This window comes from Daejeonella oryzae DSM 19973, from assembly GCF_000422945.1.
GTDB lineage: Bacteria > Bacteroidota > Bacteroidia > Sphingobacteriales > Sphingobacteriaceae > Daejeonella > Daejeonella oryzae.
On the sequence record NZ_AUHA01000002.1, the window covers coordinates 378,743 to 399,957 of the forward strand.

Sequence of the window (21,215 nt, forward strand, 5' to 3'; positions counted from 1 at the left end):
CAGATATTTTCAGTCATCACAGATATTAAGATTATCGGGCTATTCCGTGCTCAAAAAACACGGAATCAATTTTCGAAGCTTTGAAAAATCTGTATGTTTACCGGCATGAATTTCGACCGCAAAAACCTGGATGATCAAACCTTATTAGGCTTATACAAAAATCTGTTAAAGCCCAGGATGATCGAGGAAAAGATGCTGATTCTGCTGAGGCAGGGCCGCATTGGCAAATGGTTTTCCGGGATCGGTCAGGAAGCCATAGCCGTGGGAACTACTCTGGCCATGAAACCGGATGAATATATATTGCCCATGCATCGTAATTTGGGTGTTTTTACTAGCCGGCAAATTCCTTTGTCCCGTTTAATGGGTCAATGGCAGGGAAAAGCCTCAGGTTTTACAAAAGGACGTGACCGCTCCTTTCATTTCGGAACTCAGGAATTTAAAATCGTTGGGATGATTTCACACCTGGGGCCGCAACTTGCGCTGGCAGATGGAATCGCGTTAGCGGATTTATTGAAGAAAGATAAAAAGGCAACGCTTGTATTTACCGGCGAAGGAGCAACCAGCGAAGGCGACTTTCACGAAGCTTTAAATGTGGCTTCAGTTTGGAACCTTCCGGTGATATTTATAATAGAAAATAACGGGTATGGATTATCAACTCCTACCAATGAACAGTACCGCTGCGAAACACTTGCCGACCGGGCTATTGGCTATGGCATGGAGGGGCGGGTTATAGATGGCAATAATATACTGGAAGTGTATCATACCATTAATGAGATTGCTGCAGAAATCCGGAAAAATCCAAGACCTGTACTTGTAGAATGTTTGACCTTCCGGATGCGTGGACACGAAGAAGCTTCCGGAACCAAATACGTGCCTCAGGAGTTATTTGAGGAATGGGCCGTAAAAGATCCGGTTAAAAATTTTGAAGAATATTTACTAAGTGAAAACGTACTCAGTCCAAATTTAATTACCGAGATAAAAGCAGATTTTAAACTGGGTATTGAACATGATGTTGAGCAGGTATTTCTGGAAAAGGAAATTGAACTCAACCAGCAAGAAGAGATTGCAGATATGTATGCTCCATATTTTGCTGAGTCGGTTCTTCCGGCAGATACAAATAAGAAATCTGACAAAAGATACCTGGATGCGATAAGTGATGGTTTAAGACAAGGAATGCAAAAACATTCTAATCTGGTAATCATGGGTCAGGATATAGCCGAATATGGCGGGGCTTTTAAAATAACTCAGGGTTTTGTTGAGGAATTTGGTAAAGGAAGAGTGCGTAATACTCCAATATGCGAGTCTGCGATTGTTGGAGCTGCCTTAGGTCTCTCAATAAACGGATATAAAGCCGTTATGGAAATGCAGTTTGCAGATTTCGCTACCTGCGGATTTAATCAGATTATTAATAACCTGGCCAAAACTCATTACCGCTGGAACGAAAAAGCAGATGTGGTGATACGTATGCCTACAGGTGCCGGAACAGGTGCCGGACCTTTTCATTCTCAAAGCAATGAGGCATGGTTTACCAAAACTCCCGGACTAAAAGTTGTATACCCGGCATTTCCTTCTGATGCTAAAGGCTTGCTTCTTGCTGCCATTGATGACCCGAATCCGGTAATGTATTTTGAACACAAATATCTCTACCGCGGAATTTCAGAGCCAATTTACGACGACTATTACACTATTGAGATTGGAAAGGCAAAACTCGTTTTAGAAGGCGGGCAGTTCAGCATTATTACTTATGGCCTGGGAGTTCACTGGGCTATGGAATATCTCAAAAACAATCCGCAGCTTTCCGCAGATTTAATCGACTTAAGAAGCCTGCAGCCCTGGGATAAAGAAGCTGTAGAAAAATCAATTAAAAAAACAGGGCGGGCTTTGATTTTACATGAAGATACGTTAACTAATGGCTTCGGTGCCGAACTCAGCGCTCATATAGCCGAGCATTGCTTTAAATTTTTGGATGCGCCTGTTATGCGTTGCGCCAGTCTGGATACAGCCATCCCGATGAACAAAAGTTTGGAAGATAATTTTTTGGCAAAAAGCCGTTTAGCAGAAACCGTGGAGAGACTGATGAATTACTAAAATATTAAGCTCTCGGGCACATTTGACAAATACATATGCAGGATAAAAAACACAGACAGAACCAGGCAAAAATTCTGCGAATCGCCAGGAAAATACATCGTACCACGGGAGCCTTGCTGTTCGTTTTTTTCTTTATTATTTCAGTTAGCGGATTGTTTCTGGGCTGGAAAAAACACAGCGGTGGAATCATTCTTGCCAAATCTTACCAGGGGACTTCCAGCGAATTAAAAGACTGGCTTTCCATTGACAGTCTTCATAAAAATGCAGGCAAAATATTTATTGACTCCATATCAAAAACCCTCTCACAGGAACTTGACAGAATTGATATCAGAAAAGATAAGGGAATGGTGAAATTTGTATTTTCCAAAGGTTACTGGGGCATTCAGCTGGATGGGGTAACCGGTAAATTGCTTCATATAGAAAACCGCCGTGCAGACCTTATTGAAAATATTCATGACGGCTCAATTCTCGATTCCTATTTCAATACCAGTAACGGGCAAATAAAGTTGGTTTATACTACTGTAATGGGAATTGCTTTACTAATATTTACAATCACGGGTTTTTGGCTATGGTATGGACCTAAACGGATGAGAAATAAAACTGCTCCTGATTAGTGAAACTCCTTAATCTCATTTAAACTTTATACAAAATGAAATTTACATTCTCTGTTCTATTGTTTTTAATTTCTCTAAGTACAGTGGCTCAGGACCAATCCGGAGCACAAAAATTCTGGAAAAATCTTCAAAAGCATTGTGGTAAATCCTTTGAAGGTGAAATAACTGAAGGGCCTGCAAACGATGATTTTAGAGGTAAGAAATTAGTAATGCATGTTCGCAGTTGTGATGAAAACCGAATTCGCATTCCGTTTTTTGTAGGAGATGATAAATCCAGAACCTGGATATTAACTTATGAGAATGATCGAATCCAACTTAAGCATGATCATCGTCATGAGGATGGAACTGAAGATAAAATCACGCAATACGGCGGAAAAACAACAAATTCAGGATTGACTAATATCCAGTTTTTCGCTGCTGATCAGGAAACTGCTGATCTGATTCCTGCGGCTTCAAATAATGTATGGTGGATTACGCTGGATGAAAAATCCTTTACTTATAACCTTAGACGGATTGGTTCTGACCGTTTATTTTCGGTACGGTTTGATTTGACTAAAGCAACAGCAAATCCATCCGCTCCATGGGGATGGAAAAATTAATTGTTTATGCTCCCATCAGCATTACCTCGGCCAAAGGATTGAATAAATAAACTGCACCTGTCTTAAGTTCAACGCAGCGGAAACGTTTTCTTACCTGCATCTCTTTCCTGAAAACCCGGCCATTTTTCATTTGAAACAAGCTGTTTACAGGTAAGCTTTCTACCGTGATTACATTTTCGGGCTTGCTGTCATAATTCTGCAATGCTCTGAATAAATTAGGATCAGAACAGCTGGAAGCTGCGGGATTCTCCAGATAGGAAATAATAGCCTTATTAATATCCATCGGAAATACATTTTTATCAAAAAATGGTCGCATCATCCGTTTAAAATTTTGTTTCCATTCTTTGCCATGCGGCTTTGCTTTCCGCTTATGCTCATTCCAGGTATGAAGATGTGCAAATTCATGAACCGTTGTTACCAGAAATGCATATTGATTAAGGTTGTAATTAACAGAAATACGATGACCCGCATCCTTAAATGGCGGACGGTAGTCGCCGTATTTAGAATTACGGTTACGCGAAACTTTAAACTCACATTGAAAATAATCAATCCAGCGTGCTACAATGGGTGCGCATTCTGGCGGAAGATATTTTTCGAGAATGACTATTTTATCCAATTTTTATAAACCTGAATGACTAACGTGCAAACGTTAAATAAAGCATAAGATTTTAAAAAAGCAAAATTGCAATTTATTTAAGAGTCTGGTAAACTATAAAACTTGCTACATAAGCGAGTCCGGTCATATATACAAATTGAATAGTCGGCCATTTCCAGTGCTTTGTTTCACGGTACACGACGGCTACTGTGCTCATACATTGCATGGCAAAAGCATAGAAAATCATCAGTGAAAATGCAACTGCGGTGGTAAAAACAGGCAGGCCGGTATCCGGATTTCGGGCACTCTGCATTTTCTGCCTTACAGATTCCAAATGCTTGTCATCTGCATCCACGCTATAAATTGTAGCCATCGTACCCACAAATACTTCGCGGGCTGCAAAGGAAGTGATCAGCGCAATGCCTATTTTCCAGTCAAATCCCAGAGGTTTAATAGCGGGTTCAATAGATTTTCCCAAAACACCTGCATAAGAATTTTCCAGCTTGGCTGAGGCTATTAAGCGATCCAGTTCTGCCGGAGTATATTTCTGCGTGTATAAATCACTTTCAAACTTTTTTTCAATAGTATCAAACCTCTCGCCCGGGCCGTAGGATGCCAGAACCCAAAGAATAATTGAAATAGCGATAATTACTTTACCAGCTTCGAATACAAAAGTTTTGACTTTTTCGTACATCGTCAGCAGAATATTATTCCACCTGGGCATCCGGTACACCGGTAATTCCATGATAAAATATCCACGCTCACGCGATTTTAAAATATATTTCATCACCCAGGCCACTACAACAGCACTGATAATACTAAAAACATATAAGGACATTAAAGCAACACCCTGCAGATTTATAAAACCCCAGATACTTTTCGAAGGCACAACCAGAGATATAAGCAATGTGTAGATAGGCAAACGTGCCGAGCATGCAACCAGCGGAGTTACCATGATCGTAATCATGCGGTCTTTCCAGTTTTCAATATTTCGGGCACTCATAATGGCAGGAACTGCGCAAGCCAGACCACCTATTAAAGGAACTACAGATTTTCCGTTTAAACCTACCTTACGCATGATCTTATCCATCATAAAGGTAACTCTGGACATATAGCCCGTATCTTCGAGAATAGATATAAAAGCGAATAAAATGGCGATTTGCGGAATAAAAATCAACACTCCGCTTAGGCCTGCAAGAACTCCGTCAATAAGCAAACTTCGTAACACACCTTCGGGCAGTAAGCTGTTTCCGGTGTCGGCCAGCCAGACAAATAACTGCTCAATTAATCCCATTGGATATTCTGACCAGGCAAATATGGATTGAAATATCAGGAATAGAATGACTGCAAATAGGATAAAGCCGAAAATTTTATGAGTAAGAACTTTATCAATCCGGTTACTAATGGTTTCGAGCTTGGCATCTGCCTTAAAACTTATGGTATCAAAAAGAACATCGTTAATAAAATTATAACGGGCAATAGTTTCGGTAGCCTGAGTTTTTTGCGAATGAAACGCAAATTCATTCTCAATTTCGCTTATTCGTTTATTTTCATCCGCATTAAGAAAGCTTAATTGTTCATGCTGATGTGCCAGCTGCAGAGCAACATAAGGCAAATCAACTTGCAGCTCCTTCTGAATTTTCCGTATTAATTCAGGTGCCAGCGACTCCACTTCAATAGAATCTACCTGCAATGGAATTTTTGAGGAATTTAAAATTGCCTGTTTCAGGCAGCTGATGCCATCATTGTTTCGGGCGGATATTGGAACTACCTGAACACCCAATTTGAGAGCCAAGGCATCTGAAGAAATTTCAATTCCTGAACGTTTAGCCAGATCCATCATATTCAGGGCAATAATGACCGGAATTTTAAGATCAGCAATCTGGGTATATAAAAGTAAGTTTCGTTTTAAATTGGAGGCATCTGCTACAAATATGATCAAATCCGGATGAATGGCGCTTTTTTTATCTGCCAAAGCTTCCATAACGATCACTTCATCCCGACTTTTAGGATATAAGCTATACGTTCCGGGAAGATCAATTATTTGAGAAATACGGTTATCGGGAAGTTTACAAAAACCCGTTTTCTTATCAATGGTAACGCCGGGGAAATTACCAACCTTTTGGTTAAGCCCGGTTAAAATATTAAAAAGAGTAGATTTTCCGGAATTGGGGTTACCAATAAGAGCAATTTTAAGATCGCCTTCCAAAATTTATTGCAATATAATTGTAGAAGCTTCCAGCTTCCGAAGGCTTAATTGATAACCGGATACTCTGATAGCCATCGGATCGCCAAGAGGTGCATATCGTTCAACAACAATAGATTCACCGGGTAAACATCCCATCTCCATTAATTTTACTGACATTTCAAGATCAGTAAATTCTTTTATCACACCAGATTGACCTGGTTCTAGTTGCGAAAGCTTCATGTTCTTTTTACTTGAGCCAAAAATAAGCTTATTTAAATTAAATCCAAATAAGAAGAATCATTTAATTTAAATTACTTCGTCATTTTTATTTGAGAACTACTTCCCAAACCGCCAGAATTATAAAACCGCGGGCAATCGCATTTTTTTTTGAATATGCTACAGGAAGATAGCGTGGATATGAATAAAAAAACGCCGATTATTTTACAATAATTTTTCATTGAATCGAATTCTGTGTAAAAAAATATAGCTGAATATTCCCATTCCTACGCCTGTCATATCCGCAAAAAAGTCCCACCATTCGGCCGAGCGATACGTGAATATATAATATTGAAGCATCTCAATAGCGGCACCCAGAAATGTGGTTATTAAAAGTATTTTCAATATGGTTATAGTACGATAGGTATAACTCAATTGTTGTCTTATTTTTCCGTAAAATAACAGAACCGTTAACACAAAGAAAAATCCCGTATGAACCAGTTTATCAAAACCTTCGAATACGGGAATTTTTGTGTTATTACTGATTGGTAAATCACATAGAATAAGAACAATAACTGCCCAGATAATAGCCAGGTACTGATATCTTAAGGTGTTAAGCATTATCCGCCAACCTGTTCTTTATATTCATCTGCAGAAAGCAACGAATCTAATTGTGCATTATCAGCTAAATCAATTTTTACCATCCAGCCCTCACCATACGGATCACTGTTTACAAGTTCTGGGTTCGTATCCAACTTTTTATTGAACTCGATTATCTTACCATTAACCGGCATGAAGAGGTCTGAAACAGTTTTAACCGCTTCTACGGTACCGAAAACATCATCATGGTTAATATGCTCGCCAACTGTATTGATATCTACATACACAATATCTCCCAACTCATGCTGGGCAAATTCTGTGATGCCAATAACGGCCTGCTTACCTTCATTACCTTCGATACGAATCCATTCGTGATCTTTCGTATATTTTAATTCGGATGGGAAATTCATTGCGTTTATTATTTTGGTTGCTCAAAAATAGAATAAGATATTTGAATTAAGAATTGAGAATCAAGATAATCTATTACATTAAGGCAAAGTATTTACAAATACACGTATTTGATATACCCGGAATCTTAAAACAAAAAAACCTTTTCCCGGAAAGGAAAAGGTTTTTAAAATGTTAATAAGTTAATTATGCGTTACTCAATGCAGCTGCACCACTCACAATCTCCGTTAACTCAGTAGTAATCGCTGCCTAAGTAATTAGACCTTTTTAGAATGATTTGCTTGCTCACTTAACCAGAGTTCTTAAAAAAGCTACTAATAAAATAAGCGCAGGTAAAATACTATAATATGCAATAAACTCCAATATCCCGTCTTCTCTTCTTTTACGGTCCAGTTTTTCTATAACAATAAGATATTTTTCACCTTTAAGCTTCTGTCCGAGTTTAAAAATAAAATATAGGACAGTGCATATCAATATAAAAACTTCTATAGCTGTAATTGTGGTTACAAAAAAAATACTAATCAGATATCTGGTGATAATGGATAATGAATATCAATACAATATGTATTAATATCAGGGAATCACACACTCTTTTAATAGGAATTTGCTTTGCTTTAGCCCAATTTATTCCAAATATTCTTTTGTGAATCTTAAACAGCAGATAGAAATAATAATTATATAATGTGTTCATGATTAAATTGGATCACAGCTAAAAATATAAACAGAAGAAAGATTTAGTGGATTAAGATTCCTTCCAAAAAACCAGCAAACAAAAAATCCCTTGCCAAAACTGGCAAGGGATTTTCGATATCCGGATGACCGAGATTATGCATTTGAAAGCGCTGCTGCACCGCTGACGATCTCTGTTAACTCTGTAGTAATAGCTGCCTGACGGGCCTGGTTATATGAAAGTTTTAATGCTTTCAACAAATCTCCGGCATTTTCAGTAGCCTTATCCATCGCTGTCATACGTGCTCCGTGCTCTGAGGCATGAGAATCAAGTATGGCTTTATAAACCTGTGTCTTGATAGATTTTGGTATTAACTGTTCCACTATTTCTTCCTGAGAAGGTTCTAAGATATAATCAACAGATACTCTGCTCACTACAGACTGAACTGAACGTGGAACCGGTAATAATTGTTCGCTGGTAAGAATTTGAACGGCTGCATTTTTAAACTGATTATAAACCAATTCTACGCGGTCATAATCACCATTTGCAAAACCAGTCATAATATCTTCCGTAATTTTAGAAGCGTTCTGAAAAGTTAAAGCATTGTATAACTCGTTATTATTACCAATTACTTTATAATTACGCTTTTCATAAAAATCCTGAACCTTTTTACCGATTGCTACAATCTGAACATTCCCTTTACGAAACTGCTCCGGATATTTTTCAGCAATCAGGTTATTGGTGGTTTTTATCACGTTCATGTTAAAAGCACCGGCAAGACCTCTGTTAGAAGATACCGCAATTACCAATACACGCACAGGTTCACGCTCCTGTATGAAAGGGGAATTAGATTCTTCCAGACTGGCAGAAAGGTTTGCCAGAATTTCTTTCATTTTATTAGCGTAAGGACGTAACTGAACAATTGCATTAGTTGCTCTTTTCAACTTGGCCGCCGAAACCATTTTCATGGCTTTGGTGATCTGCTGAGTTGAACTTACAGATGCTATACGATTTCTTACTTCTTTTAAATTAGCCATTTTACTTAGATGTGAGATGTGAGATCTGAGATTTTAGACCGGTAAAGTCTTAAGCTCAAATCTCAGATCTGCTTTCTCAAATCTTAATTAATATTTTCCCGCCAATTCCTTAGCTACTGTTTCTAAAGCCGAAGTGATGGTATCATCCAGTTTCCCAGCTTTTAATCCAGCTAAAACTTCCGGGTGACGAACTTCTAACTGCTGAAGATATTCTGCTTCAAAAGCTTTGATCTTATTTACAGGTACGTTACGCATTAAATTTTTTGTTCCTGCGTAAAGAATAGCCACCTGTCTTTCAACAGACTCCGGAGAGAACTGACCTTGCTTTAATAATTCTACGTTACGGGCACCTTTATCCAAAACAGATTTGGTAGCAGCATCCAGATCAGAACCGAATTTAGAGAAAGCCTCTAATTCACGGTATTGAGCCTGATCCAGTTTCAAAGTTCCGGCCACTTTCTTCATCGATTTAATTTGTGCGTTACCCCCAACACGTGATACCGAGATACCTACGTTAATTGCCGGACGAACACCTGCGTTAAATAAATTCGACTCCAAAAATATCTGCCCATCCGTAATAGAAATTACGTTTGTAGGAATATATGCAGAAACGTCACCAGCCTGGGTTTCAATAATTGGCAGTGCCGTTAATGAACCACCACCTTTAACAATGTGACGAATAGATTCTGGCAAATCATTCATTGCCTGTGCAATGCTGTCGTTCGAATTGATCTTTGCAGCACGTTCCAATAAACGGCTGTGAAGGTAGAAAACGTCACCAGGATAAGCTTCGCGGCCTGGTGGACGACGTAATAATAAAGATACTTCGCGGTAAGCAACTGCCTGCTTAGATAAATCATCATAAATGATTAAAGCTGGTCTTCCTGTATCGCGGAAAAACTCACCAATTGCAGCGCCTGCAAAAGGAGCATAAAATTGCATTGGAGCCGGATCAGCTGCAGAAGCTGCAACAATAACCGTATAAGGCATTGCTCCTTTTTCTTCCAATGTTTTTACAATCTGTGCTACGGTAGAGTTTTTCTGTCCGATAGCTACGTATATACAAAATACAGGCTGACCTGCTTCGTAAAATTCCTTCTGGTTGATAATAGTATCAATACAAACTGCTGTTTTACCAGTCTGACGATCACCAATTACCAATTCACGCTGACCACGGCCAATCGGAATCATTGCATCAATAGCTTTAATACCGGTTTGCAAAGGCTCAGTTACAGGCTGACGATAAATTACACCCGGTGCTTTACGCTCCAAAGGCATTTCGTAAGTATCTCCCAAAATTGGTCCTTTACCATCCATTGGCTGACCAAGCGTGTTAACTACACGGCCAAGCATGCCATCACCAACTTTGATAGATGCGATTTTGCTGGTACGCTTTACAGTATCACCTTCTTTAATCTCATCAAAGGCGCCTAATAAAACCACACCCACATTATCTTCTTCAAGGTTTAGTACGATACCCTGTAATCCGTTATCAAACTCAACCAGCTCACCTGATTGAACTTTTGTCAAACCGTATACACGGGCAATACCATCACCCACTTGTAATACGGTACCAACCTCTTCGAGTTCGGCTTCTGATTTAAAGCCCGCCAATTGTTGTCTTAAAATCGCCGAAACTTCATCTGGTCTAACCTCTACCATAGTTTTTATTTATGAGTATTTTATGTAAATCTTTATTATTCTTCTTTTGTATTCTTAAACAGCTTTCTGTTCAAATTCTTTTTTCAGCTTACGAAGCTGGCTGGAAAGACTGGTATCAAATTGCTTATCTCCCACGTTTAATATAAACCCGCCAATAAGGTTGGGATCTACTTTTGTGGTTAATAAAATCTCACCATGAGTAGTTTCTTTTATTACTTCCTCAATTTGCTTCTTATTTTCTTCGCTTAAAGGGGCAGCGCTTGTAACTGTTGCTTTAACAATGTTTTTGCGGATATTATATTCATCTACAAATGCTTTTGCAATAGAATATAAAATTGACGAACGCTGTTTGTTAACCAGAAGCTTAAAAAACGACAAAACAACGGGATTAAAACGGGAAGCGAAAAGTTCTTCCAGAATATTCAGCTTTCTGCTTGGGCTGATAATTGGATTTTTCAATACCGCCTGTAAGGTTGGGTTTTGCCTAAGAGTTTCTATAAACGATACAATATCGTTCCTGATCGGCTCAAGAGTATTTTGCTCCTCTGCCAGGTCCATTAACGATTTCGCGTAACGCGATGCAACTTGTATTTCAGACATATTATTTTAGTTATGGGCAATGAATTTTAGGTTGCAATGCATCATAAAACCATGCTCAATACTCAATACTAATTAAGTTTAACTTCTTTCAACAGATCAGTAACCAGCTCATTTTGTTTGTTCTGATCTTCGAACTGACTGCGTAATACTTTCTCTGCAATTTGAAGAGATAAAGTAGCAACCTGATTTTTCACTTCAGCCATAGCTGCAATTTTCTGATTTTCGATTTCCGTTCTGGCTTTCTCAATCATTTTTGCACCTTCAGTTTGTGCAGCAGTTTTTGCGTCACTTACAATCTGATCTTTTAATTCTTTGGCTTGTTTTAATATCTCATCACGCTCAATACGTGCCTGCTTTAACAGGAGCTCGTTTTCGCTGGTCAGTTTCGCCATTTCTTCTTTAGCCATTTCGGCCTTAACCAGAGCATCTTCGATAGAGCGCTCGCGTTCGTCTAAAGCCTGCACAATAGGTTTCCAGGCAAATTTACTTAACAGGAAAAACAGCAGAATAAAGGCAACAGTTGACCAAATGAACAATCCCGGATCGGGACTTACTAAAGGATTTAATGCCAGTAATGTCATTATTTTATATTTTTTGTTTATTTCAATTCATTAAATAAAAAGAAGGCTGCTGCCAATCGCAACAGCCTTTCTTTTATTACTTTGTACCTAAGAACGCTACAACTACACCAAACAGAGCTACCGCTTCAACGAATGCCGCTGCGATTAACATCGCTGTTTGAATTTTAGATGCTGCCTCAGGTTGGCGAGCCATACCTTCCATAGCTTTACCACCAATTTGTCCGATACCGATACCAGCTCCAATAGCAGCTAATCCGGCTCCAATACCTGCAATACTTCCAGTTATCATTACTTGATTTTTAAATATATATTAAACAAAAAAAATAAATTCATATTAGTGTTCAGCGTGTTCTTCAACCGCCATACCTATAAATAAGGCCGACAAGATAGTGAAGATAAACGCCTGAATAAAACCTACAACCAACTCAATTACGCTGATAAAGATTACAAAAGGAACCGCAATACCTGCTACTAAGACTGATTTTAAAATAAAAATCAATGAAATTAAACTTAGTATTAGAATGTGACCTGCTGTAATATTTGCAAATAATCGAATCATTAAAGCGATAGGCTTTGTAAATAAACCAATGATCTCTACAGGAATCATCAGCGGATATAGCCACCATGGAACATGCGGCTTAAATACGTGACCCCAGTAATTTTTGTTACCGTTAACCGTAGTTAGTACGAATGTACACAATGCAAGCATCATGGTTACAGAAATATTACCTGTAAGATTTGCTCCTCCCGGGAAGAATGGAATTAAACCCATCAGGTTATTTAACCATACAAAAAAGAATACGGTTAATAAATAAGGCATAAAAGCAGCATATCTGTACCCTAATTGCGGCTTTGCAATATCATCACGAACAAAAAGAATTATTGGTTCCAGAACAGACTGCAATCCTTTGGGAGCTTTTCCCTCACGTTTGCGGTAAGCTTTAGCTATACTGATGAAAACGACCAATAAAACAATGATGGATATAAACAATGAAACCACGTTCTTGGTAATGGAAATATCAAGCGGCTTGGCATTAGTTGGAACACTGTTTTCATCTAACTCTACATATGCTCCTTCTGCATTTTTAGCTGCATTGGGATAATAGAATTTACCATGATAATTAATCAGCTTCTGCCCATCCTCTTCGAAAATCTCTGTTCCGTGATCGTTATGACCATGCTTATTTGACAAAAAAGTAACAAGCCCGTTATCAGACCATAAAATTACTGGCAAAGGAATTGAAACCGAATGATCACCTTCACCCCAGAAATGCCATTCGTGAGAATCTGCAATATGATGAAGAATGGTGGCAGAAATATCTTCCTCTTTTTCTTCATGCGGTGCGTTCATTTCAGAACGGCTAACATGCGGTTCTTCTACCTTTACAGGCTCTTGAGCAACTGAAGTAAAGATTGTACAGGCTAAAAAAACAGCGGAAAACGCGATGCTAACTATTTTTTTTGAATTGAAAATATGGCTCAAATCCATTTATTTAAGGGATATTTACTTTAATTTTTGGTTGCGCAAGTTACACAACAAACAATAGATTTCAAATACCGTATGAAAGAAATACAGATAAAAATAATTCAGTAAAAATTTAGTGGGGTCAACGTTGATATTATTTAAATAAACAAAGGCCATTACCATGCAAACAAGCAACTTTATTGTTACAGTTCCCAACAAAGCCTGCCCCGAGGCTTTGTCACTTATTTGCATTCTCCAATAGGCTATTAAATAAAGTATAAGTGTAAGCAGACCAAAAACCAGATAAAGATCCCAAAAAAAAGGAATCAAAAGATTTTTATCCCCAAAGTAATAAGAACCAAAATATGGGAATGCCGCCAATACCGCCAAAAATCCTGCGTAAAGAATAAAAAATCGTTTCAGGCTCAAGATTTTAACTGTCTGATGGTTTGATAAATAGATACAATTACTCCCAAAACTCCGGCCAAAGCGGTTATCCATTGCGTTTCATTCTGGTAGTATTCATCCAGTTTATATCCAATGAAGGCACACACCCCAATGATTGCCATCATCTGGAAGGCTACTCCGGTATATTTTGCATAACCGGATAAAGCCTTCTTCTCATCTTTCAAATCTTCTTCGTTAGTTGGCTTTTCGGGAATCATAATTGCTGGTTAATTAAGGCACAAAACTATTAAATTTCACGACTAAATTATGGAGAAGGTTTGCCGGGAAAACTCCCGATATAATCTCAAGTGCTATTAGTACCGGTTTATTTCGATAATTTTGCAGCATTGCCAGAAAATGATCTTCGGCAAAAAATTATCCCATCAAGGCATTAAGCAGTCAACCTGTTATCCGGCTTAAGCAAAACTGAATTGAAATACTATATTTACAATTATAGTTCTGCCTTCTCCGGTAAAAATAAAATGGCCGGTACAAGGTTATTGTAATTAAATACAATCAATTGAAAATCACCTTTAAATACACGTTTGTAGTTATTGCTTGTTTTTGGATTTGCGGATGCGGGTCACAAAAAAATACAATTGCCAATCGGGGGATGCAAAACTTAACTGCCCGCTACAACATTCTGTATAATGCAAAGGAGCTTGTTAATGAGAGTGAAAGAAATATCAATTTAACATATCAGGATAATTTCGAGAATTTTATCCCGGTTTTTAAAGATCCGGATGAAAGCCTTGCACAGCCTGAACTAAAAAAACTGGATGACGCAATACTTAAGTCTAACACCATTGTAAATGAAAAATTCCAAAGTAAATTTGTTGATGATGCTTATTTCTTAATTGCCAGAGCCAATCATTTTAAGGCAAATTTTTACAATTCGGCTGAGTATTTCACCTATGTATATCAATCTTTCCCCAAAGAAAAAGAATTAAGACAGGCTGCGTTAGTGTACAAAGCACGATCATTAATTAGCTCTAACCGATACGAAGAAGCTGAATCAACAATCGATTCTGCTTTTAAATATATTAGTTCTGAAAAGAAATCAGTAGCTGATATTAACGCTTTACGGTCGCAGCTTTTCATCTATTCGCGACAGTATGATGAAGCAATTCCCTTTCTTCAAAAAGCAATCAGCCTGAGTAAAAGCAAAGAAAATAAAATCAGATGGACTTTTTTACTTGCCCAATTACAGAATCATACAGGTAAAACAGAAGCAGCTGCATCCAATTATTTAAGAATTATTAAAAGCAATGCTCCTTTTAATATGGCTTTTAATGCACTTCTTAACAGGATTACGATTGAAGATGAAAAAAGCGGTAAAAAAATTGATCGGGCGGAACAACTTAACTCCCTGCTAAAAGATGATAAAAACCGTGACTTTCTGGATCAGATATATTACGAAATAGGAAATAGTTACGCAGCAGAGAATGATTTAGAAAATGCTATCGAAAATTATAATAATTCACTCAGGCAAAATTCCAGAAACCAGAATCAGAAAGGTCTTTCCTATTTAAAGCTTGCGGATCTGTATTTAAATCAATCTGATTTTATAAAGGCCAAAACTTATTACGACAGCACTCTGACCAACCTTTCTCCGCAATCTGCGAATTATGAGTTGATTCGTAAAAAGTCTAGTAATCTATCTCTGCTTGCCAGTCGATTAACAACAATTTCCGAGCAGGATACACTACAAATGCTTGCCAGTTTGCCGGAAGCTGAGCGTAAAACAAGGATAGGTATTTTAGCCCGGCAACAGGCGCAAAAATCCATATCGTCCGATGGCACTATTCAGAACAATATTTTCTACAGCAACACTCAGCCCTTTGAAAATAAACGCGACGGAAAATTCTACTTTAACAACACTACCGCATTAAGTCAGGGCTTGTCAGATTTCAAAAGAAGATGGGGAAACAGAAAGCTGGAGGATAATTGGAGACGGAGTCTCCGTTCATCGGCAGACATTGCCAATGCTACTTCAGCAGAACCAGATTTCCCGGGAATTATGATTCCTGAAAATCCGGACCAGGTTGCCATAACACCTCAGAATTTAGAGAGTCGCTTTGCGGATAATATTCCGCTTACTGCAGATCAGAAAGCAGCATCTGATCAGAAAATTGAATCAGCTTATTATGATATTGCCAATTATTACCGTGAAGTTTTAGGTGACTCGCCGAAAGCAATCCGGAATTATGAGATACTGATCGGGCGGTTTCCGGAAAGTTCTTTTAAGTTGCCCGTCTATTATAATTTGTATCGCTTATATGCGGATATCAATCCGGAAAAATCCCAACAATATAAAAATATATTGCTAACTCAATACCCTCAGACGCCGTTTGCTAAGATCATACTGGATCCTTCTTTTAATCAGCAAACCGATGTAATGGATGTGGCTTTAAATAAATCCTACAATGAAATATATAATTTATACGAATCTAAAAAATATACAGAAGTTTTAAACAGCATCACTGAAGCCGAGAAAAATTTCGGACAGAATAGTTTATCTCCGCAACTGGCCTATTTAAATGCCTTAGCTATCGGGCATACTCAAAAATTACCGGCTTTGGACACAGCCTTCCGACAAATCACAAGAGATTTCCCGGAGGATAAATTAATTGTGCCACTGGTTCAGCAGCACTTGGTTTATCTGGAAAATAACCGCGAAATGATGGGCCGGAGACTATTTGCTCTGCTGGACGAAGATCCCAATGAGCCCCGTTTTGTTGAAGAACCCCGTACACAGCCCGTTCAGCAGCAAGTAATTGTTAAAAATTCCGATAAACAGAATGATCCCGTTAAAACTACCGGGGAAAAAGAAGAAATTGTTCAAACCAATCCGGAAATTGCAAATATTCCAAAGCCTTTAGGAAGTTCATTTTTAGCCCTTGTAGATTCGGCTGAGTATTATTTTGTAGTGAATGTTTTAGATCCCTCCTTAAATTTAAGCTCTTCCAGATTTGGCATAGGTCAGTTTAACCGAACTAATTTTGCAGGCGGTGCAATAAAACATCAGTTAAAAGCGGTAAATAACCAAAATCAACTGATATTTGTAGGCGTATTTTTTAGTAAGAGCGATGTTGTGGATTATTACCGGAATATTAATCCATTAATAAAAAACATCATGAAAATACCGGCTGACAAATACAATACCTTTTTTATAAGTAAACAAAATCTCGATAAACTGAACGATCGCGAAATGGTCAATCAGTACATTGATTTTTATCAGAAGAATTTTTAGCAGGAGCCAATTATCAATATGAATAACAAGTTATCTCAACAAGACATCAGCCGATATACAATTAGTTTCTGGAAATGGGTCATTGGCCTTATTGCGTTTGGGGCTATTTTAATCTTCAGCATCGGGTTAGGTTTATTTGGCCAGCTGCCCTCCTTCCGCGATCTGGAAAATCCAAAAAGTAATCTCGCATCAGAAGTAATTTCTGATGATAATGTAGTTTTAGGGACATATTATGTTCAAAACCGCTCGAATGTACGTTACGACCAAATTTCTCCGAACGTAATTAACGCTTTGGTTGCTACGGAAGATATCCGCTTTTACAATCACTCCGGCATTGACTTTAAGCGTACGTTCACCATTATTTTTTACAACCTATCGGGACGAAAACAAGGGGCAAGTACAATTACACAGCAGCTTGCTTTGAATTTATTTTCAGAAAGGGCTAAAAATCCGGTAAAGCGTTTTATTCAAAAACTCCAGGAATGGATCATTGCGGTAAAGCTCGAAAGAAATTATACCAAAGAAGAGATCATTACCATGTACTTAAACACCGTGGATTTTGGCTCTTACAATACATTCGGAATAAAATCAGCGGCACGCACGTATTTTGACACCACACCAGACAAGCTTGCTCCTCAGCAGGCGGCTATTTTGGTAGGAATGCTAAAAGGCCCCTCTTTCTATAATCCCTTAAGAAATCCGGAAAGGGCTTTGATCAGAAGGAATACGGTTCTGAACAACATGAATAAGGAGAATTATTTAAGCGATGAAGAAGTTCAGAGATTAAAGGATCTTCCGATGGGACTTAAATTTAATCCTTCAGATCATAATGAAGGGTCTGCACCTTATTTCAGAGCGGTGCTGAAAAAAGACATTCAAAAAACTTTCGAAGAAAATTCAATCACCAAGGCAGACGGTACTCCCTATGATCTGGACCGTGACGGTTTAAAGATCTACACGACCATTAATTCGCGAATGCAAACCTATGCCGAGCGGGCCCAGAGAGATTATTTAAAAGATCTGCAAAGACAATTCAATGCTCAGTTCAGAGGAAAAAATCCGTTTAAAGATTACCAGCAATTAATTGACCAGGGAATGAAACGCTCTGAGCGCTATCAGCAGTTAAAAGCCGAAGGGAAATCAGCGGATGAAATTAAAGAGGATTTTAACAAACCTGTTAAGATGTCAATCTTTAGCTGGAAAGGCGACATTGATACCCTGATGCGCCCAATTGATTCTATCAGATATTATAAATTAATGCTGCGAAACGCATTAATGTCTATGGAACCTCAAACAGGTTATGTAAGAGCATGGGTTGGAGGAACCAATTTTGAGCATTTTAAATATGATCAGGTAAAATCAGGTACACGCCAGGTGGGTTCTACCGCCAAACCTTTTACCTATGCAGTTGCAATAGGCAGCGGCGGTTATTCTCCCTGCTATTCGGTGGCCAACGAGCCGGTAACCATTGAAGGCTGGACACCACGTGCTTACAAACCACTTCCGGGATATTTAACTTTGAAAACAGCTCTGGCACATTCCCAAAATTATATTACAGCGTATATGATGAAGCAGGTGGGAGAAACGGCAGTTGCAACCTTGATTAAAAACATGGGAATAACCAGTAAAATTCCAGTCGTCCCTTCTATTTGTTTGGGAACTTTTGATGCTTCTGTTTATGATATGACAGGTGCATATTCAACATTTGTTAATTTGGGAGTATGGACCGAACCGCTTTATTTATTAAGGATAGAAGACAAAAACGGAAATGTGATTTACGAACGCAAGCCCAGAATTAAGGTGGCATTAAATCCGCAAACCGCATACGTAATGACGAATATGTTAAAGGCAGTTGTTACCGAGGGCACAGGCAGAAGGCTAAGAGGACGGTACAATTTAAATAATCCTATCGGAGGAAAAACCGGAACTACACAGAACAATTCTGATGGCTGGTTTATGGGTATCACCCCGCAGCTGGTTACCGGAGTTTGGACCGGGGCCGAAGACCGGGCCATCCACTTTGCTTCAACCGACCAGGGTGAAGGTGCAAATTCGGCATTGCCAATTTTTGCCTTATATATGAAAAGTGTGTATGCCGATAAAACGTTAAATTATTCAAAAGGCGATTTTGAAGCTCCCAAGGGCGGCACAACCATCACTTTAGATTGCGGGGCTTATAGCAAACAAGAATCGGGAGAAACGGAACTCGATGAAAAATTAGGATTTTAAAAAACAGATACAAGATATTAGACTTGAGATATTGAGACAATAACTTTATCTCAAAATCTCTTATCTCCATCTTATATCTAATCATGAAAGAATTTGATCACCGCCTGGCCTTGCAAAAAGTACCACCCAAACCGGGTGTGTACCAATTTTGGGATATTAATGGCGAACTGATCTATATCGGCAAAGCCAAGAATTTAAAAAACAGGGTTGGTTCGTACTTTAATAAAGATTCTTACCGGGTAAATGCCAAAACAAGAGTACTGGTCAGTAAGATTAATAATGTTACATTCACAATTGTTGATACCGAAATAGATGCATGGCTGCTTGAAAACAGCCTCATTAAAAAGCATCAGCCAAAGTACAACGTAATGCTGAAAGATGATAAAACCTACCCATGGATTGTCATCAAAAACGAACGCTTTCCCCGAATTTTCTGGACCCGGAAAATTATTAAAGACGGATCCACATATTTCGGCCCGTATGCATCCATTAGCATGATGCATACTATTCTTGGACTTGTAAAAGAAATTTATCCGTTACGAACCTGCAATTTGCCGCTTACGCCAGAAAATATTGCTTCAGGCAAATACCGGGTTTGCCTCGAATATCAAATTGGCAACTGCAAAGGCCCATGTCAGGCTTTCCAGTCAGAACCAGATTATAATCAGGGTATCGAAGAAATAAAAGATATTCTGAGCGGAAAAACCGGTTTTATTATCAGAAGGCTCAAAAATGAACTGGATCAGTCTATTGCCGAAATGAATTACGAACTGGCTCATCGCTTAAAGCGGAAGTATGATCTCTTAGAAAATTATCAGAGCAAATCAACCATTGTAAATTCTTCAATTTCTGATGTGGACGTTTTTGGAATAGCCACCGATGAAAAACATGCTTTTATAAATTTCTTAAAAGTAATGAACGGGACCATTATTCAGACACAAACGCTCGAAATTAAAAAGCGCCTCGACGAAACGGATGAAGAATTGCTCACCCTCGCCATTTCTGAATTCAGAGCACGATTTAACAGCCATTCTAAAGAAATTATTGTCCCTTTTGAAATTGAACTGGACGATCCCGGAATCAGATTTACAGTACCTAAACTGGGTGAAAAGAAAAAGCTGCTTGATCTCTCGCTAAAAAATGTTGCGTTCTTTAAACGCGAAAAATTAGAACAATACGAAAAGCTGAATCCTGAACTCAGAACAGACAGGCTCTTAACCCAGATGATGAAAGATCTGAGGTTAAATCAGCTTCCCCGCCATATCGAATGTTTTGATAACTCCAATTTTCAGGGCAAATTCCCGGTATCGGCAATTGTTGTGTTTAAAGATGCCCGGCCATCAAAAAAAGACTACCGGCATTTTAATGTTAAAACTGTAGAAGGTCCGAATGATTTTGCCACTATGGAAGAGGCGGTTTACCGTCGATACAAAAGAATGATGGATGAAGAGGGAACTTTACCGCAACTAATTGTAATTGATGGCGGAAAAGGTCAGCTTTCTTCGGCCGTAAAAAGCCTTAAACTCCTGGGAATTGAAACTCAGGTTACCGTTATCGGCATTGCCAAACGATTAGAGGAAATCTATTATCCCAATGATCCATATCCACTGTATCTGGATAAAAAATCAGAATCCTTAAAGATTATCCAGCAATTGCGTGATGAGGCGCATCGTTTTGGAATTACTTTTCACCGTCTAAAGCGGGATAAATCAACGCTCTCTACCGAACTGGAAAACATTTCAGGTGTCGGCCGCACGTCAGCAGATAAATTATTGCGTCATTTTAAATCAGTGAAGAAAATCCGGGAAGCAAGTGAGGAACAATTAATGGAAGTTTTAAATCTTAAGCAGGTAAAGGCTATTCTTGATTATTTTAAGGAAGCAGTTGAAACACCTAAAATTCAGTGAGTTAATTTAGATTGCGGGTCGAGCCGGGGATGACACTAGAAAAGAAGGAATCATTA

18 protein-coding genes are annotated in these 21,215 nt (G+C 38.5%); 6 read left to right on the forward strand and 12 right to left on the reverse strand.

The features are described from left to right. The first annotated feature begins 105 nt into the window (after positions 1 to 105). From G521_RS0101935 to G521_RS0101945, 3 genes are read left to right on the forward strand one after another with little or no spacing between them, the layout of a single operon-like run. Positions 106 to 2,088, forward strand: a complete 1,983-nt coding sequence (locus G521_RS0101935; protein WP_026897009.1) for an alpha-ketoacid dehydrogenase subunit alpha/beta — start codon at positions 106 to 108, stop codon at positions 2,086 to 2,088. A gap of 35 nt (positions 2,089 to 2,123) precedes the next feature. Then, positions 2,124 to 2,702, forward strand: coding sequence for a PepSY domain-containing protein (locus G521_RS0101940; protein ID WP_026897010.1), 579 nt, complete (start codon positions 2,124 to 2,126; stop codon positions 2,700 to 2,702). Between the two features lie 35 nt (positions 2,703 to 2,737). Beyond that, positions 2,738 to 3,301 carry a hypothetical protein gene (locus G521_RS0101945; protein ID WP_026897011.1) on the forward strand — a complete coding sequence of 188 codons (564 nt, stop codon included), beginning with the start codon at positions 2,738 to 2,740 and terminating at the stop codon, positions 3,299 to 3,301. A gap of 4 nt (positions 3,302 to 3,305) precedes the next feature. Here G521_RS0101945 and G521_RS0101950 read toward each other — a convergent pair whose 3' ends face one another. From G521_RS0101950 to G521_RS0102015, 12 genes are all read right to left on the reverse strand, one after another. Beyond that, positions 3,306 to 3,917 (reverse strand): SprT-like domain-containing protein, encoded by a 612-nt coding sequence (locus tag G521_RS0101950; RefSeq protein ID WP_026897012.1) that lies wholly within the window; start codon positions 3,915 to 3,917, stop codon positions 3,306 to 3,308. 73 nt (positions 3,918 to 3,990) lie between these two features. After that, the gene (gene feoB / locus G521_RS0101955) at positions 3,991 to 6,105 is read right to left on the reverse strand and encodes a ferrous iron transport protein B (RefSeq protein WP_026897013.1); all 2,115 of its coding nucleotides are present in this window, start codon (positions 6,103 to 6,105) and stop codon (positions 3,991 to 3,993) included. Between the two features lie 3 nt (positions 6,106 to 6,108). Continuing rightward, positions 6,109 to 6,324, reverse strand: coding sequence for a FeoA family protein (locus G521_RS0101960; protein ID WP_026897014.1), 216 nt, complete (start codon positions 6,322 to 6,324; stop codon positions 6,109 to 6,111). Between the two features lie 201 nt (positions 6,325 to 6,525). Then, positions 6,526 to 6,921 (reverse strand): VanZ family protein, encoded by a 396-nt coding sequence (locus G521_RS0101965; RefSeq protein WP_026897015.1) that lies wholly within the window; start codon positions 6,919 to 6,921, stop codon positions 6,526 to 6,528. Further along, entirely contained in the window at positions 6,921 to 7,310 is a 390-nt protein-coding gene (gene gcvH, locus G521_RS0101970; protein WP_026897016.1) for a glycine cleavage system protein GcvH, read from the reverse strand. The genes G521_RS0101965 and gcvH overlap by 1 nt, the downstream gene beginning before the upstream one ends. A gap of 823 nt (positions 7,311 to 8,133) precedes the next feature. Further along, entirely contained in the window at positions 8,134 to 9,015 is an 882-nt protein-coding gene (gene atpG / locus G521_RS0101980; protein WP_026897018.1) for an ATP synthase F1 subunit gamma, read from the reverse strand. An 87-nt stretch (positions 9,016 to 9,102) separates the two neighbouring features. Then, on the reverse strand, positions 9,103 to 10,677 hold the full coding sequence (gene atpA / locus G521_RS0101985) for a F0F1 ATP synthase subunit alpha (RefSeq protein WP_026897019.1): 1,575 nt from the start codon (positions 10,675 to 10,677) through the stop codon (positions 9,103 to 9,105). A gap of 54 nt (positions 10,678 to 10,731) precedes the next feature. Continuing rightward, on the reverse strand, positions 10,732 to 11,277 hold the full coding sequence (gene atpH / locus G521_RS0101990) for an ATP synthase F1 subunit delta (protein WP_026897020.1): 546 nt from the start codon (positions 11,275 to 11,277) through the stop codon (positions 10,732 to 10,734). A gap of 68 nt (positions 11,278 to 11,345) precedes the next feature. Further along, positions 11,346 to 11,858: a F0F1 ATP synthase subunit B gene (locus tag G521_RS0101995; protein ID WP_026897021.1), complete on the reverse strand. Its 513-nt coding sequence runs from the start codon at positions 11,856 to 11,858 to the stop codon at positions 11,346 to 11,348. Positions 11,859 to 11,934: 76 nt separating this feature from the next. Further along, a complete protein-coding gene (gene atpE / locus G521_RS0102000) occupies positions 11,935 to 12,144 on the reverse strand; it encodes an ATP synthase F0 subunit C (RefSeq protein ID WP_026897022.1) in 210 nt (69 codons plus the stop codon). A gap of 48 nt (positions 12,145 to 12,192) precedes the next feature. After that, the gene (gene atpB, locus G521_RS0102005; protein ID WP_026897023.1) at positions 12,193 to 13,347 is read right to left on the reverse strand and encodes a F0F1 ATP synthase subunit A; all 1,155 of its coding nucleotides are present in this window, start codon (positions 13,345 to 13,347) and stop codon (positions 12,193 to 12,195) included. A 401-nt stretch (positions 13,348 to 13,748) separates the two neighbouring features. Next, positions 13,749 to 13,988, reverse strand: coding sequence for an AtpZ/AtpI family protein (locus G521_RS0102015; RefSeq protein ID WP_036678000.1), 240 nt, complete (start codon positions 13,986 to 13,988; stop codon positions 13,749 to 13,751). Positions 13,989 to 14,290: 302 nt separating this feature from the next. Here G521_RS0102015 and porW point away from each other — a divergent pair, with 302 nt between their 5' ends. From porW to uvrC, 3 genes are all read left to right on the forward strand, one after another. Further along, the gene (porW, locus tag G521_RS0102020; RefSeq protein ID WP_155975637.1) at positions 14,291 to 17,023 is read left to right on the forward strand and encodes a type IX secretion system periplasmic lipoprotein PorW/SprE; all 2,733 of its coding nucleotides are present in this window, start codon (positions 14,291 to 14,293) and stop codon (positions 17,021 to 17,023) included. Between the two features lie 18 nt (positions 17,024 to 17,041). Next, positions 17,042 to 19,252: a penicillin-binding protein 1A gene (locus G521_RS0102025; RefSeq protein WP_026897026.1), complete on the forward strand. Its 2,211-nt coding sequence runs from the start codon at positions 17,042 to 17,044 to the stop codon at positions 19,250 to 19,252. An 83-nt stretch (positions 19,253 to 19,335) separates the two neighbouring features. Then, entirely contained in the window at positions 19,336 to 21,159 is a 1,824-nt protein-coding gene (gene uvrC / locus G521_RS0102030; RefSeq protein ID WP_026897027.1) for an excinuclease ABC subunit UvrC, read from the forward strand. Positions 21,160 to 21,215: the final 56 nt, after the last annotated feature.

What these genes read in the sequence shown, in the direction of transcription:
- G521_RS0101945 (WP_026897011.1), top strand. Translation starts at nt 2,738, where the DNA reads ATGAAATTTACATTCTCTGTTCTATTGTTTTTAATTTCTCTAAGTACA.
- G521_RS0101935 (WP_026897009.1), top strand. Translation starts at nt 106, where the DNA reads ATGAATTTCGACCGCAAAAACCTGGATGATCAAACCTTATTAGGCTTA.
- uvrC (WP_026897027.1), top strand. Translation starts at nt 19,336, where the DNA reads ATGAAAGAATTTGATCACCGCCTGGCCTTGCAAAAAGTACCACCCAAA.
- G521_RS0101965 (WP_026897015.1), bottom strand. Translation starts at nt 6,921, where the DNA reads ATGCTTAACACCTTAAGATATCAGTACCTGGCTATTATCTGGGCAGTT.
- G521_RS0102015 (WP_036678000.1), bottom strand. Translation starts at nt 13,988, where the DNA reads ATGATTCCCGAAAAGCCAACTAACGAAGAAGATTTGAAAGATGAGAAG.
- G521_RS0101995 (WP_026897021.1), bottom strand. Translation starts at nt 11,858, where the DNA reads ATGACATTACTGGCATTAAATCCTTTAGTAAGTCCCGATCCGGGATTG.
- gcvH (WP_026897016.1), bottom strand. Translation starts at nt 7,310, where the DNA reads ATGAATTTCCCATCCGAATTAAAATATACGAAAGATCACGAATGGATT.
- atpH (WP_026897020.1), bottom strand. Translation starts at nt 11,277, where the DNA reads ATGTCTGAAATACAAGTTGCATCGCGTTACGCGAAATCGTTAATGGAC.
- G521_RS0101940 (WP_026897010.1), top strand. Translation starts at nt 2,124, where the DNA reads ATGCAGGATAAAAAACACAGACAGAACCAGGCAAAAATTCTGCGAATC.
- atpG (WP_026897018.1), bottom strand. Translation starts at nt 9,015, where the DNA reads ATGGCTAATTTAAAAGAAGTAAGAAATCGTATAGCATCTGTAAGTTCA.
- atpA (WP_026897019.1), bottom strand. Translation starts at nt 10,677, where the DNA reads ATGGTAGAGGTTAGACCAGATGAAGTTTCGGCGATTTTAAGACAACAA.
- atpB (WP_026897023.1), bottom strand. Translation starts at nt 13,347, where the DNA reads ATGGATTTGAGCCATATTTTCAATTCAAAAAAAATAGTTAGCATCGCG.
- G521_RS0101960 (WP_026897014.1), bottom strand. Translation starts at nt 6,324, where the DNA reads ATGAAGCTTTCGCAACTAGAACCAGGTCAATCTGGTGTGATAAAAGAA.
- G521_RS0102025 (WP_026897026.1), top strand. Translation starts at nt 17,042, where the DNA reads ATGAATAACAAGTTATCTCAACAAGACATCAGCCGATATACAATTAGT.